The following is a 15,254-nucleotide window of genomic DNA, read 5'->3' as shown; positions in this document are numbered from 1 at the left end:
TGAGTGCCATGCGACACAAGATGCAAGCGTCCTCCAGGGCATGATTGGTGCCTTCACTCAGGCTTGCGCATCCATTTCTGTCTGGGCGGCGTCATCCAGGGTCTTCAGGCTGAAATAGAAGACGCTTCCCTCTCCCACGGTCGAGTGCGCCCTGAGTACGCCGCCGTGCGCGTCGATAATGGAGCGGCAGATCGACAGCCCGACGCCCATGCCGGCGTGCTTGGTGGTGAAGAAGGGTTCGAAGATGCGGGCGAGAACATCCTCGCTCATGCCGCAACCGGTGTCGGCGATGCTCAGGCGCACCATCCCCGCGTCCCGAGAGGTCTTGATGGTCAGGCGCCGCCGGCCGGGATCGACCGCCTCCATGGCGTGAATGGCGTTGGTGATGAGGTTGAAGACGACCTGCTGCAACTGGACGGGATCGGCCTCCACATGGCGCCGGTCCACCGCCAGCAGGTCGACCAGCTCGACACCGTTCGACTGGAGATCCTTGACCACCAGCCGCATCACGTCCTCGGTGAGATCTTCGAGGCGGATCGGCTCCAGCACCGGCGCGGTGCGCTTGGCCAGCGCGCGCAGGGACTTGACGATGCCCGCCGCGCGCATGCCCGAGGCCCGGATCTGCTCCACGCCCTGCAAGGCCTCGCCCACGTCCGGCTCGGCGCGCCGCAGCCAGCGCATGGCCGCATCGGCGCTCGCGACGATGCTGGTCAGGGGCTGGTTGATCTCGTGCGCGATGGAGGCCGCGTAATTGCCCATGGCCATCATGCGGGAGGCGCGACCTAGTTCCGCGCGCGTCTCCCTGAGATCGAACTCCGCGCTCGCCCGCCGCGTGTTCTCGTCCACGAGATCGTTGTAGAGGCGGGCGGCATCGAGCGAGATGGCCGCCTGCGTCGCCAGCAGTTCCAGCAGCGCCGTGCGGTTCGGCGTGAAGACGTCCGCCGCGAGGTTGTTCTCGAGGTAGAGAACGCCCACGAGACTGCCGCGCTTGATCAGCGGCATGAAGAGGAGGGAGCGCGCGGGCGCCCCCCCGTGGCCGGCGGCGCGCAGGACCGGGTCCTCGATGGCAGCATCGGCGAAGACCGCCGTCCTGCGCGTACGCATGACCGTGTTGAGCATGGCCAGCGGCAGATCCCGTGCGGTGGGAACGGCGGAGTGGACGTCCACTTCCACCTGCTGGTTTTCGACGCGCGCCGAGGCCTCGATCACCGGATCGCCGTCGCGCATGAGGATCAGAAGGCCGTATTGGGCGCCGGCATGGACGATCATCTCCCGCATCAAGGTGCGGATGACCTGATCGAGCCCGACTGTCTCGGCCAGCGTCTGCGCGGCCTTGGTCATCACTTCAAGGTTGAGGCCGCCCTGTCCCGCCGGGACGCCCGCGACATCTGCCGTCCCGTCGCCGGCCCGGTGCTGGCGCGCGCCGGCGCCGCCGTCGAGCAGGAGGGGGAAGCTGCGCAGCAACTGGTCCGCCTTCCCCTGCGCGCCCCAGTGACGGTAGTGGCTGATCGCCGCCTGGACATATCCGGAGGTGGGAATACCTAGCCTGGCCTCCCGGCAGCAATACGCCGCCAGCTCGTAGGCCAGCGCCTGCTCATGGACGAAACCGCTGGCCGCCGCGGCGTCTGCCGCCTGCTCGTACAGGCGCTGCGCGTCCGCAGGGATGCCGGAGAGCCGCGCTGCCTCGGCCTCCAGAAGCAGGTGCTTGCACTCGAAGGTGGACGGATTGAGCCGCGCGCGATCGGCAAAGCGCCGCCGCAACTCGTCGATCCTCCCCAGCGCCACCTTCCGGGCGGGCGCGCCTGCGCTGGTGCGGGCCAATGCGAGGGCGAGGAAGAGCGCGCATGAGGCGGTGTCGATATGCGCCGGCGCTGCCCAGCTCAGCGCCGCCGCCTGTTCCAGCTGGAGGACGGCGCGCTCGAAATCGCCGAACAGGAAGGCGGTGACGCCTGCATAATGGCGGACCCAGAAGAGGGTCGCCAGCGAAGTGATTTCCGCTTCCGGAACGCCCTGTGCGCCGTCGTAGTCGCCGGATGCGAGCGTATCCACGAAGCGGAACTGCGCCGCCAAGATGAGTTCGATGTCGCGATACCTGTACTGGCGCGTCCACGCCAATCCTTCCTCAATGTCCTCCCGCACGGCGGAGAGGGGCGCGCCCACCATGAGCATGTTGGATGCGATGTGATTGCGGGCATAGCAGGCCCAGCCGAGATCGCCGGCTGCGAGGCCGATCTGCGCCGCCTCGCGCGCACGGTCAAGGGCGAAACGCAGCGGCCGCGTCCAGACGCTCACCTGGTCGAGGGCAAGCAGTATCGCCGTCTGCTGCGCCTCATAGCCGTCCCGCTGAACGATCTCTTGCGCCATCATGGCGTAGTTCAACCCGTCCTCGTAGGCCCCGTAGAGATCCGCGCTGAACACCCCGAACCATGCAAAGCCGTAGGCCGCCTCCGGCGTCATGCCGTGGTCGAGGGTGAGTTCGACGATCTTGATGAGATGCAGCACGCGCAGGCCGCCGCGCACGAAGAAGGCCGCGCTCAGGGCAGAGAGCAGGGCGAGCGCCGACCGCATGGCGGGATCGGTGATTTCCGGCAGGTCGCGCAGGTGGGACACGTCGAGGGCGTTGAGGCGGGCGCTGCACGCCTGATAGGCCTGCGCGAGCTGTTCGTCCGTCACGGACCGCTCGAGTTCGACACCGAGGAGGGCGAGCCCCGCCAGGGCCTCGTCGATCGCACCTTCGTAGTCCGACCGGATGGTCCGGGCGATGGCCTTCAGGCGGTAGAGGTCGGCCTGCTCCACCGGGGTGGCGGCGATGGCGAGCGAGCGTTCGATGGCCGGCAGAGCCTCATCGACGCGCCCGAGGGCGATGAGGATTTCGCAATGGAGCCATTTCACCTCCGCGAACAAGGCGCGATGGCTCACTTGCCAGACGTCGGGCATGATGCTGCGGGCCATCTCGATATGGCCGGCAGCCACGTGAACAGCGCCGGAATTGCGGGCGCGGCGGGCCGCGGTGCGCAAGGCCCTCACGAAGCTCAGGCGCTCCGCCTCATCCAGCGTGGTGCGATCGGCGCGCTCGATCTGCGCCGCCATGGCGAAGGCCCAGTCGGCGTCGCCGTCGCGCTCGATGGCGATCATGCGCCGGGCGATGGCCAGATGCTCGGCCGGGCGGTCCGGCTCGGGAATGGAGGCGTAGGCGGCTTCGAGCACGCGGTCATGGGCGACGACGTAGTCCGCATCCCGCCGCAGGAGCAGGCCGGCTTCCACGAGCTCGACCGCCACATGCCCTGCCTCGGCCTCGGACTGGCCGACGAGGTGCGCAAAGGTCTCGCCTGAAACCCGCCCGCCGACGCTCGCGAGCCGCTGCAGGACACCACGCTGGATCGGCGGCAATGCGTCGAGCCGCTGCAGCATGAAGTCCGAGACCGAATTGTACGCGCCGAAGCGCAGCGCATCCCAGCGCCAGCGTTGCGCCTCGGGATCGAAGGCGATCACCCGGTCATCGAACAGCTTCTGCAGGAGTTGCCGGACGAAGAAGGCATTGCCCCCCGTCTTGCGATGGATGCTGTCCGCGAGCTCGCCGAGTTCGGCCGGTGCGCCGTTCAGCGCGCTCGCGACGAATTCGAGGGTCTCCGCGCCCGACAGCGGGCCGACGCGGATCTCCGTTGTCGGCAGCGGGCCGGTGCGCGCCTCGGCCAGCAGGCTGGCTAGCTCCGGATGCCGGGCGACCTCTTCCTCGCGATAGCTGCCGATCAGCAGCGCATGCGGCGGCGCTTCGCGCCACAACGCCTGCAGGGCGCCGAGGCTCGCCGCATCCATCCATTGCAGGTCGTCAAGGAACAGGACGAGCGGCCGGGACGGCGTCGCGAAGGCCTTGAGGGTCTGGAGCACGATCCGCATCACGCGCGCCTGCGCCATGCTCGCGGCCACCTCGGGCAGGGCGCCCCCGTCCGAGAGAATGAATTCGGCTTCGGGTACGAGGTCGATCAGCAGGCTGCTGTAGCCCGACAGCTGGGCGGCAAGGCGCTCCCGGATGCCGTCCAGCACGTCGGCGCTCTCGCCCAGCGCCCGCATGACCAGGGTGCGCAGCGCCTGGGCGAACGGGGCGTAGGGCATGCCCTCCTGCAGCAGGACGCTCTTGCCGGCCGCGAACTGGGCTTCTGCCGGCAGCCAGGCCTTCGACAATTGCTCGACGAGGGAGGACTTGCCTGCCCCCGCCTCGCCGCGCAGCAGGATCAGCTCGCTCCGGCCCGTGCGGGACACACGCCCGAAGGCCTCCACGAGCTGCGACAGCTCCAGCGCCCGGCCGAACAGTCCGCGCGCCTCGATCCCCTTGCGGGCGAACTCGCCGCGGCCGAGGGCGAAAGTCGCCGCGCCATCGCCGGCCGCTAGCGCGGCGCGGGCGAGGCGCAGGTCGATCTGGAGCGCTTCGGCGCTCTGGTAGCGCTGCTCCGGATCCTTGTCGATGAGCTTCATGAGAATGGCGTCGAGCATGGGCGGGACGTCGCCGCGCACGGTGCCGGGCCGCACCGGTTCGACCGCCACATGGGCGTGCAGCCACTCCGCCATGCTGGTCGCCTGGAGCGGCAGCCGGCCGACGAGCCGCGCATAGAGCAGCACGCCCAGCGAATAGAGATCGCTGCGTGCGTCACTAGCCGGGCGGTGGAGCCGCGCCTGCTCCGGCGCGGCGTAGGCGATGGCGTCGGCCGCCGTGAACCCGGCCGCGTGCGGGGCATCGGTGCCTATGGGGCCGACGAGATGGCGGAAGCGGACCCGTCCCCGCTCCTCCAGAAGCACGCTCGGCGGCTTGAGGCCGCCATGGATGGTGCCGAGCGCGTGCAGCCGCGAGAGCGCGGCGGCGATGGCCATGCCGAGATCGAGGAGCGCCTGCGGGGCGAGCGTGCTGGGGGCGAGGTCGTCGAGGCTCGCCATCGGGCGATCCGGGTAGATGAGGATCACCCGGCTGCGATGCTCCAGCCGCTGGGGTGGGTCGACGACGTCGGAAGGGAGACCCTGCGCCAGGGCCGCCTCCCGATCGAGCAGGGCCGCGGCCGGACTGCCCCGCAAAGCGGATTTCACCCGCCAGCGTTCACCGGTCAGCTCGTCCTCGGCGAGACAGGATTCGATGCCGTCAACGGCGCCCTCCGACGTCAGCGCGAGGCGGTCGAAGGATGCGGCGTCCATCCCGCTGCGGAGCGGGGCGCTGTTGCCGCCTATGTCTCGCACGCTGTCCACTGGCGATCTTTCATCCGTTCATTGCATGAATGTGCGAAAAATATGTGTTGTTTCTTGTTTGTAGTGCGTTGTTGCAAGAGCGTCCAGCGCGCCGTTGGCGCTTGCGGCTGGCGGTCGATGCGCCGGAGAGACCCGAAAACCGGCTATTTATCGTTCGATTAAATATTCTGGAACGGGCGCCCGCGTCAAGGTGGCTATGGTCGGCACCGACGCGACGGGGAGGGGGCGTCGATCACATGTCGGGCATCGCCCGGGCGCGCCGCGCCAGCGGTCCGGTCGAAAGCGAGCGAGTGCCGCCACCACCGCGGCCTCAAATTGCCGCCGAGGCGACGCGCAGGCGCCTAGCTCATGGTCATCGATCCTCGCATCTGATGCGTCCCGGAAAATCGTAGCCATGTTGCCGGTGTTCGGGATCGGTCTCTTGTCGAATATGCCGGTCGCTTTGAACGATTGCGTCATGGGAGACGATGACGGCGGCGGTGCTTCTGCTTTGGGCGCTGGGGGTATGAGATCACAGGCGGGCCCGGGACAGGAACAGCCAGCATTCACGCGATCGCTCGCCCCGCGCCATGTGGCTTCGGGGCGAGCGATCGCGAACCGGGCGGGCGGTCGTCAGCCGTAGCCGCCGTGCCCCCCTTCGTGCTGCACCTTCCCCCGGAAGATCCAGTAGGCGTGGGCCTGATAGGCCAGTACCACCGGGATGATGACCATGACGCCGACCCCGAGGAAGGCGAGCGAGCGGGGATCGGACAGGCCGTCCCAGACGGTGACCTCGCGCGGCACCACATAGGGCCACAGGCTCACCACGAGCCCGAACAGGCCGAGGGCGTACAGCATGAGGGCGAGCGCGAAGGTCTGCGCCTCGCGGCCGTTCCAGATCGCCCACCAGATCCAGGCGATCACCGCCAGAGTGAGGAGCGGCACGGGCGCGAGCCAGAACAGGTTCGGCAAAGCGAACCAGCGGGCTGCGACCTCGGGCACGCTCCAGGCGCTCCACAGGCTCACCAGCAGCATCATCGCGGCGGTGAGGATGAGCGCTGCGCGGGCGATCTCGCGGCCGAACACCTGCGTCGGCCCCTCCGCCTTCCAGATCAGCCAGCCGGCGCCGATGAGCGCATAGCCGCCCACGAGGCCGATGCCGCACAGCACGCCGAGCACGCTCAGGAAGCTGAAGGCGCCGCCCGCGAACATGCCGTTCTCCACCGGCACCCCATCGATGAGCCCGCCGAGGATAAGCCCCTGGCAGAAGGTGGTGAGGAAGGAACCGGCGAAGAAGGCGGCATCCCACACCGGCCGGAACCGCGTCGCCTGCAGGCGGAAGCCGAAGGCGACGCCCCGGAAGATCAGGGCGAACAGCATGAACATGATGGGCAGATAGAAGGCCGGCAGCAGGATGTAGTAGCCGGCGGGGAAGGCGGCGAACAGCAGCGTGCCGCCCATCACCAGCCACGTCTCGTTGCCGTCCCAGACGGGTTCGATGGAGGCCATCATCACGTCGCGGTCCTGATCGCGCGGGGCGGCGAGGAAGAGGATGCCGACGCCGAGGTCGAGCCCGTCCGCGAGCACGTAGACGGTGACGCAGAAGAGGGCAGCGGCGGCGAAGAGGAGCGGCACATGGTCCGCCTGCATCAGCTCGGTCATGGTCAGGCCTTCGCTTGTCCGACGCCGGGGACGGGCGACGGAAGGGTGGGGGAGTTGGTGAAGAGGCCGACGCTGGCGCGCTCCATGCCGGGGCGCTCCGCCACCTCGGGCGACGTGTCGGTGGGGCCCTTGAACGCCACCCGTCCGGCGAACCAGAGGAAGGCGACGAGCAGCAGGTTGTAGACGGCGAAGAAGATGAGGAGGCTGGTGGTGACCGCGCCGGCGGCCACCGGCGCCACGGCATCGGCGGTGCGCAGCACCCCGTAGATGATCCAGGGCTGCCGGCCCGCCTCCGTCACCGTCCATCCGGCGAGCACGGCGACGAGGCCGAGGGAGGTGGTGGCCATGGCGAGGTACTGGAACCATCGGGTGTCGTAGAGCCGTCCGCGCATCCGCAGCACCAGCCCGGTCAGCGCCGTGGCCAGCAGCAGCATGCCGATGCCGGCCATGATGCGGAAGGCGAAGAACACGATCGGCACGTTGGGCTGGTCGGCGGGCGGCACCGCCTTCAGGCCCTGAACCTCCCCGTCCCAGCTGTGGGTGAGATAGAGGCTGGCGAGGTGGGGGATTTCGAGCGCGTAGAGGTTCTTCTGCGCGGCCATGTCCGGCCAGGCGATGACGGTCATGGCCGGGCCGCGGGTGGTGTCCCACAGGCCCTCCATGGCGGCGAGCTTGGTGGGCTGCTCCACCAGCGTGTTGCGGCCGTGCAGGTCGCCGATGAAGATCTGGAGCGGCGCCAGCACCAGGGCCAGCCAAAGCGCCATGGAGAAGGCGGTGCGCGAGGCGGCCACATGCTGGCCGCGCCACAGATGGAAGGCGGAGACGCCGGCAATCATGAAGGCGCAGGTGAGGAAGCTGGCGCACACCATGTGGGCAAGGCGATAGGGGAATGAGGCGGTGAAGATCACCTGCCACCAGTCCACCACATGGAAGATGCCCCCGGCATCCGCGAGGGCGCCCGCCGGCGTCTGCATCCAGCTGTTGGCGGCGATGATCCAGGTGGTGCTGATGAGCGCGCCGCCCGCCACCATGAGGCAGGCGAAGAAGTGCGTCCCCTTCGACACGCGGGATTCGCCGAACAGCATGATGCCGATGAAGCCCGCCTCCAGGAAGAAGGCGGTCATGGTCTCATAGGCGAGGAGCGGGCCGAGCACGTTGGCGACGGAGCGCGAGAAGGCCGCCCAGTTGGTGCCGATCTGGTAGCTCAGCACGATGCCGGTCACCACCCCCATGCCGAACACGAGGGCGAACAGGCGCATCCAGAAGCGCATGAGGTCGCGGTAGACGGTCTTGTCCGTCCGCCACCACAGGAAGCTGAGGAGGGTGACGAACCAGGCGGTGCCGATGGTGAGTGTCGGCCACAGGATGTGGAAGCCGACGGTGAAGGCGAATTGCAGGCGCGAGAGCGCGAGGGCGTCCATGGTCATTTCGCTCCGATGAAGGGGGCGGATTTCACGAGGCGCACGGGGACGCCCTTCGAGGCCGGGGTGAAGCTCTGTGGGTCGTGCGCGTAGAGCGGCACGAGGGGGTTCGTTTCCGGGTAGTAGGCCGCGCAGCTCGCCTCCGGGAACGGATGGAGCACCACGCGGAAGCCGCGCACCGCGCGCTCGACCCCGTCGGTGGAGAGGGTCACGATGTCGACGCGGTCGTCCGGCTTCAGCCCGCGCTTTTCCATCTCCTTCTCGCCGAGGAAGATCACATCGCGCGCGCCATGGACGCCGCGATAGCGGTCGGAGAGGGAATAGAGCGTGGTGTTGTACTGGTCGTGGCTGCGCACGGTGGTGAGCCAGAGCGGGTGGCCGCTGACGCTGGGGTCCTCGTACAGGCCTTTGCAGACGATGAAGTTCGCCTTGCCCGAGGCCGTCGCCCAGATGCGCTCGCGGGCGGTGGAGGTGAGGTGGAAGCCGCCCGGCGCCTTGATGCGCGCGTTGTACCCCTGGAAGATCGGGAACACCGCCTCGATGTCCTCGCGGATCAGCGCATAGTCCGCCGTCAGCGCCTCCCAGTTCACCTTGGAGCGGCTGCCGAGCGTCGCCCGCGCCATGCCGGCGATGATCGCCGGCTCGCTCTTCAGATGGTCGGAGGCCGGCGGATTGTGGCCGGTGGAGGCGTGGACCATGGACATGGAATCCTCCACCGTGACCGACTGCGGCCCGCTCGCCTGCATGTCGATCTCGGTCCGCCCGAGGCAGGGCAGGATCAGCGCGTCCCGCCCGTGGACGAGATGGCTGCGGTTGAGCTTGGTGGCGATGTGGACGGTGAGGTCCAGCCGGCGCATGGCCTCCTGGGTGAGCTGCCAGTCCGGGATCGCGGCCGCGAAATTGCCGCCGAGGCCGATGAACACCTTGGTCTCGCCGCGCAGCATGGCCTCCAGCGCGGTGACCACGTTGTGGCCGAACGCCCGTGGCGGGGTGAAGCCGAAGCGCGCCTCGAGCGCGTCGAGCAGTGCGTCGGAGGGCACTTCCGTGATGCCCACCGTGCGGTCGCCCTGCACGTTGGAATGGCCGCGCACCGGGCAGATGCCGGCGCCCTCGCGCCCCACATTCCCCTTGAGCAGCGCGAGGTTGGCGATCTGCTGCACATTCTGCGTGCCGTGGCGATGCTGGGTGATGCCCATGCCGTAGACCAGGATCGCCCGCTCCGCCCGCATATAGGCCTCGGTCGCCGTCTCGATGTCGGCACGGGCGATGCCGCTCTTGCGCTCGATATCCTCCCACGAGGTCGCCGCGAGGTCGGCGATGAGGGCATCGATGCCGGCGGTGTGGCCGCGGATGAAGTCCCAGTCGAGCACCGGCACCAGTTCCTGCGCGCGGGCCGCTTCATCCGCCGCGACGAGATGCTTCATCATGCCTTTGATGAGCGCCACGTCGCCGCCGACCCGCACCTGGAAGATGCGCGAGGAAATGGGCGTGGAGGTCAGCGTCGCCATCTCCACCGGGTTCTGCGGCGCCTGGAAGCGCTCCAGCGCGCGTTCGCGGAAGGGATTGAACGACATGATGGTGGCGCCCCGGCGCGATGCGTTGCGCAGGTCGCTCATCATGCGCGGCGAATTGGTGCCGGGGTTCTGGCCGAAGATGAAGATGCAGTCCGCCCGCGCGAAATCCTCCAGGAGCACCGTGCCCTTGCCGACACCGATGGACTGGGGCAGCCCGACGCTGGTCGCCTCGTGGCACATGTTGGAGCAGTCGGGAAAGTTGTTGGTGCCGTATTCGCGGGCGAAGAGCTGGTAGAGGAAGGCCGCTTCATTGGAGGCGCGGCCCGACGTGTAGAAATCCGCCATGTTCGGATCGGGCAAAGCATTGAGATGCCGGCCCACCAGCGCGAAGGCCTCTTCCCAGCGCACCGGCACGTAGCGGTCGCTTGCCGCGTCGTAGCGCATGGGGTGGGTGAGGCGCCCTTCCATCTCCAGCTCGTAATCGCCGAGGGCGCTGAGCGCGGTGACGGTGTGGGCGGCGAAGAATTCGGGCGTGCAGCGCTTCGCAGTCGCCTCCCAGGCGACGGCCTTGCCGCCGTTCTCGCAATATTCGAAGGGCGAGGTGTGCTTAGGATCGCCCCATCCGCAGCCGGGGCAATCGAAGCCGCCGGGCTGATTCATGCGGGCGAGGGTGGCCATGCCGGACACGGCGACGTGCTGCTCCACCAGCGCGCTGCCCATGGCCTTCAGGGCGCCCCAGCCGCCGGCGGGCTCGTGATAGGGACGGATGGTTTTCGCGATGCCCATGGGCGGCTCCCGCAGCAGGGGTGAGAAGCTCTTGCGCCCGTCTTGCTCGACGGCGCGCGTCGCCGGTTCGGAAGTAACCGGAAGACGAGCCAATGATGACCTGCGGGGTCGGCTGGAATAAATGGGCTTCACATATGTCCGGCGCATACATTGGTATGGCGCCGCACAGTCATGCCGGAGGAAAATCGGGCGACGGGAAACGGACGCGGCCCGCCCGTTGCGGGGCGGGCCGTCCGTGCGCGCCGGTGATCATTTGCCGGTGATGGTGACCGTCGCGGTGAGCCCGGCGGAGAGGGTGACAGACGGCGGCACCGGATCGAGCGCGATGCGCACCGGCACGCGCTGGGCGAGGCGCACCCAGGTGAACACCGGGTTGACCGAGGCGAGGCCGGACACGTCCGGCGCCACATTGGGGATGGCGATGCCCCGGCCGATGCCGCTCACATGCCCGGTGAGCGGCGCGCCATAGGCCATCAGCGCCACTTTCGCCGTGTCGCCCAGATGGATGCCGGACAGGACGGTCTCCTCGAAATAGCCGTCCACCCAGAAACTGTCGCTGTCCACCACGGAGAGCGCGCGCTGGCCGCTGGTGCCATAGTCGCCCACCTGGGTGAGCAGGTTCGTGACATAGCCGTTCACCGGCGAGACGATGCGCGTGCGACTGAGGTTGAGCTTCGCCTGGTCGCGATCGGCGAGGGCCTGCTGATAGGCCGCCACCGCCATGTCCGCCGAGGCCGCGAAGCTCTGCTTTTCCTCTTCCGAGGCGGCGATGGCGCTCAGCTTCGTCCGCCGTTCCGCCTCTGCCTTCTTGTTCTGGAGATCGGCCTTGGCGCGGGCCACGGCGGCCTCTGCATTGGCGAGCGCGATCTGGTAGTCGGAGGGCTCGATGACCATCAGGAGGTCGCCCTTGTGGACGAACTGGTCGGCCTTCACCGGAAGCTCGACGATGCGCCCCGAGATCTGCGGCGCGACGGTGACCACATAGGCCCGCACGGTGCCGTCGCGGGTCCAGGGCGTGGTCATGTAGGTCTCCCACATCCGCCATCCGAGGACGCCGGCGACGCCGACAACGGCGAGGGTTAGGAGCACGCCCATCACGCGACGCGAAACGGAGGTCCCCTTTTCGGCAGGGATGTCGATGGCGGTCATGAACCTGCTCCTATGCTCAGGACGGTGAGGGACAGCACGATCACGTAGATCGCGAGATTGAACAGGGCCGGGTGCCACACCACGCGCGACAGGCCGGTGCGGTTGCCGAGCATGATGAGCGGGATGGTCATGAGCCACGCCGCCAGCATCATGGCTGCAAAGGGCGAGAACAGAACGCCGAGGAGATTGAGTTCCGAGAACATGGGGTTGGTCTCGTCTTTCCTGATCTAGCCGGGGTTGGCGCGCTGACTGTCCGTCCCTTCGAGAAGGTCTGAACAGGCATCGAGCGCGTCCGTGATGATCTTGATCTGCACGAGCGACGGCAGGCCCGCCGGCGTCTCGGAGGGCTGGGAGGCTACCCGCTCCGAGAGCACGCGCTCCATGCCGCCAAAGGCGAAGCGCGCAAGCTCCACCCGTCCCTCCGCAAGCGCGGCACTGGCGTCCGAGATCAGCAGTCGATCCGCCTCGCTCGCCGGTGCTTCGCGCAGGAGGATCAGAGCCCGTCCGAGGACGAAGAGCGGCAGGAGAGAGCCAGCCTGTTCGTCCGTCGCCTGGGGCGGCAGATCCTCGACACGGCGTGTCATCACCGCAGTCCAGCGCGTGGCGTCCGGGGTCTGTGGCCGGCCCGCGAGCCGTCGCAAGTCGCGGACCGAGAGGGCGAGGAGGCGCCGCGTCCGCACCTCGGGCGACAGACCCGGAATGATGATGAAGAACAGCGTTCCGATGATGTTGCCAAGGATGATCGTCAGCGCGATGTTGAAAAAAGTGGACGCATCATAGGAAATCGGGTTCCCGACCCCGATCAGAGGCAGGAGATTGACGGACATCGCCAGGAACAGCGGCGTGTGCCAGCTGCCCGCCTGCATCCAGCCGACCGGCACCAGGAAGAGCGCCAGCATTACAGCGAGCTGCGGGAAGGTGGAGATGGACGGCATGACCCCGAAATAGAGCCCGCAGCCGATCACCGTCACGAGGATGGAGCCGATGGTGTAGTCCGTGACGAGCACGCGGGCCTGATCGCCCGCCGGAGCGAAGATCAGGACGGCGATCGCGACGAAGGCAATGGCGAGAGGACCGTTCGGCCATTCGGTGGCGATGGTGAAGGCTGCCGCCGCGGCGACCGCCGAGAAGACACGGAAGCCGCTGAGCAGGGGCGGGAGCGGATCGCCGATGACGATGGTCCACGGTGCGGCCCGACGTTCCGCTCTTGCACCCATGAGCAGGGCGATGCTTCCTGCCGTTTCGCGCAGGCAAAGGAGGAGGTCGCGGGTCGCGTCGGCTAGAATTGAGGCGCCGGCGTCATCGCGCGGAAGCACCTCAAGGGTCTGCAAAGCCTCCGCGCAGGCGCTGCGGAGCCGCTCCGGGTCTCGGCCCATATCGGCCGGGTCGAGGCGGGAGAGCAGGGTGTCCAGGCACGCGCGAACGGTGTCGCCGCGTTGGCCGGAAGCCTCCTGCTCCAGGGTAATCTTCTGCCAGCCGAGCACCGCGTCCATCAGGCGTGCCCCGGCATCGCGCAGATGACCGCTGCGCGAGCGCAGATACGGGAAATCCGCCATGGCCGCATCGGCTGCGGCCTGAAACAGGCTCAGCTTCCGCAGGACGTCCCTGGGGCTGACGCGTTCCTCGCGCGCGTCCTGCGGCGGGGCGAGGGTCGAGCGGAAGCCGCGGACCAACTGGCGGGCCAGATCTTCCAGAAGGCCGGCAAAGGTCCTGCGCGCGGCGCCGAAATCGGTGAGGAGGATGACGAAGAGGGTCGATCCGATGCCGATGCAGATTTCGCTGACACGGACCATGGAGAAAAAGAAGGCTGACGTCGGATCGGCGATGGTGTCGGCGAAGATCACGGCTGCGGTAAAGCCGGCCAGGGCCGCGGCGTAGGATGCAAAGTTCCGGAGCACCACGACGGCGACGCCGCACGCGCCGCACCATGCGGCGAGGCAGAAGGCGAGGGTGTATCGGCTCTGGGCGAAGAGCCCGAGCACCGTCACCATGGCCAGCGCGCCCGCCACCGTTCCGATGATTCGCCAGCGTCCCTTCTGCAGGGACGTGCCGAGGTTCGGCTGGCACACGATGGCCGCTGTCGTCGCCGCCCAGAAGGAGTTCTGAAGCTCGAGCGCATAGGTGATGTAGAGCGCCAGACAAACCGACGCCGCAAGCCGGACGCCGAACAAGGCGCGAGGACCACAGGAGCGAAGACGCGCGCGCAAGGCCCCGGAATTTGTCTCCGGGCGACTGTCGAGAGTGCCTTGTGCAGTGGAGCTCATGGATGCCGTGCCTTGCTGAACCCATCGTGGCTCTGTTGAGCATAGGTCCTGCCGGGCGACGGCCAATTATACGCAAGGTAGTGGGGGCCTACCTTGGTTTGATTACATTATCGGGTTAGCCGAGCGAGCCGCCGAGGCTCTGGCCGTAGGCGACGATCGCCGCCCCCACCGGAGCACGCTCGGCGGCATAGGCGGCGAGGGCGGCGTCAATATCCTGGGTGTGGGTGAGCGCACCACGGAGCGCGAAGGCATCGCCCGCCGCCTTCGCCACGCCCATGGCGGTGTGCGGCCGGGCGACGAACGCCGCATCGCCCATGAGCGCGACGCGGCCGGAAACCATCTGCGGGGGAGCGTAGTCGAAGATAGCATGCAGGAAGGGGCGCGGCTCGGCCGCCACCACGGCGGCGAAGGCCGGGGGCAGCAGCCGGGCGGCATCGGATTTCATCGCGCCCGCTACATCCGGGCGCACGCGGCCGGGCGCGAGGGAGAAGGGGCGGCGCACGCCGTCCAAATCGGTGAGGACGCCATCGAGTTCGTCGGGCGTGTAGCGCCGGTACCAGACCCAGTTGTAGCGCCGCCGACCGACGGCGGTGGAGCCGTCCGGGCCGGGCACGAGATAGCCGAGAATGTGCGATCCCGGCATCTCGTAGAAGGCGAAGCGGTCGAAGAGCTGCCCGGCGGCCACCGCCGGCACCTCGGCCTCGGGGACGAGGCCGCGCCAGGTGGCGTAGCCCACATAAGTTGGCCGGGACTCGGGGCCCGCAACCGCGCCGCGTAGCGTCGAGCCGACGCCGTCGGCGCCGATGACGAGATCCGCCCGCTCCTCGGTGCCATCGGAATAGGTCACGCGGGCATCGCCGGGCTCCTGTGTCACGGAAATAGCCTGCCGGTCGATGTGGTAGCGATCATCCGGCAGGAGGTGACGGAAGGTGCGGAACAGCACGTCCCAGGAGAGCTGGGTCTGGGGCGTGCGCTGGCGATGGATGATGGAGCCTGCCCGGTCGAGGTAGATGCGCTCGTGGGCCGTCACCCCCACATGCGCTAGGTGCTCGACGCCCACCTCGCGCAGGATGTCGAACACCTCGCGCTGGGCGACGAGGCCGGCGCCCCGCCCCTCCAGCCCATGCACCGACCGCTCGGTCACGCGCACGTCGAAGCCGGCGCGGTGCAGCAGCACGGCGGCGAACAGGCCGCCGATGGAGCCACCGACGATGAGGATGCGAGGGGGCATGGCCTGTCTCTCCAGA

8 protein-coding genes are annotated in these 15,254 nt (G+C 68.3%); all 8 read right to left on the bottom strand.

Annotation, left to right across the window (positions count from 1 at the left end; genetic code table 11):
- Positions 1 to 57: 57 nt before the first annotated feature.
- Positions 58 to 5,181 (bottom strand): ATP-binding sensor histidine kinase, encoded by a 5,124-nt coding sequence (locus XAN126_RS0119375; RefSeq protein ID WP_024280222.1) that lies wholly within the window; start codon positions 5,179 to 5,181, stop codon positions 58 to 60.
- 663 nt (positions 5,182 to 5,844) lie between these two features.
- Positions 5,845 to 6,873, bottom strand: a complete 1,029-nt coding sequence (gene cydB / locus XAN126_RS0119370; RefSeq protein WP_024280221.1) for a cytochrome d ubiquinol oxidase subunit II — start codon at positions 6,871 to 6,873, stop codon at positions 5,845 to 5,847.
- Between the two features lie 2 nt (positions 6,874 to 6,875).
- Complete coding sequence (locus XAN126_RS0119365; RefSeq protein ID WP_245272295.1) at positions 6,876 to 8,300, bottom strand: cytochrome ubiquinol oxidase subunit I; 1,425 nt, start codon at positions 8,298 to 8,300, stop codon at positions 6,876 to 6,878.
- A complete protein-coding gene (locus tag XAN126_RS0119360; RefSeq protein ID WP_024280219.1) occupies positions 8,297 to 10,594 on the bottom strand; it encodes an FdhF/YdeP family oxidoreductase in 2,298 nt (765 codons plus the stop codon). Before XAN126_RS0119360 ends, XAN126_RS0119365 begins: the two co-directional genes overlap by 4 nt.
- A gap of 249 nt (positions 10,595 to 10,843) precedes the next feature.
- Entirely contained in the window at positions 10,844 to 11,743 is a 900-nt protein-coding gene (locus XAN126_RS0119355) for an HlyD family secretion protein (RefSeq protein WP_024280218.1), read from the bottom strand.
- On the bottom strand, positions 11,740 to 11,946 hold the full coding sequence (locus XAN126_RS0119350) for a DUF1656 domain-containing protein (RefSeq protein ID WP_024280217.1): 207 nt from the start codon (positions 11,944 to 11,946) through the stop codon (positions 11,740 to 11,742). The genes XAN126_RS0119355 and XAN126_RS0119350 overlap by 4 nt, the downstream gene beginning before the upstream one ends.
- 24 nt (positions 11,947 to 11,970) lie before the next feature.
- Positions 11,971 to 13,950 (bottom strand): FUSC family protein, encoded by a 1,980-nt coding sequence (locus XAN126_RS0119345; protein WP_197024068.1) that lies wholly within the window; start codon positions 13,948 to 13,950, stop codon positions 11,971 to 11,973.
- A 172-nt stretch (positions 13,951 to 14,122) separates the two neighbouring features.
- Complete coding sequence (locus tag XAN126_RS0119340) at positions 14,123 to 15,238, bottom strand: FAD binding domain-containing protein (protein WP_024280215.1); 1,116 nt, start codon at positions 15,236 to 15,238, stop codon at positions 14,123 to 14,125.
- Positions 15,239 to 15,254: the final 16 nt, after the last annotated feature.

The organism is Xanthobacter sp. 126, from assembly GCF_000526175.1.
Taxonomy (GTDB): Bacteria; Pseudomonadota; Alphaproteobacteria; order Rhizobiales; family Xanthobacteraceae; genus Xanthobacter; species Xanthobacter aminoxidans.
Note: the sequence above shows the minus strand (reverse complement) of the source record. Positions and strands in the feature narration are given on the sequence as shown.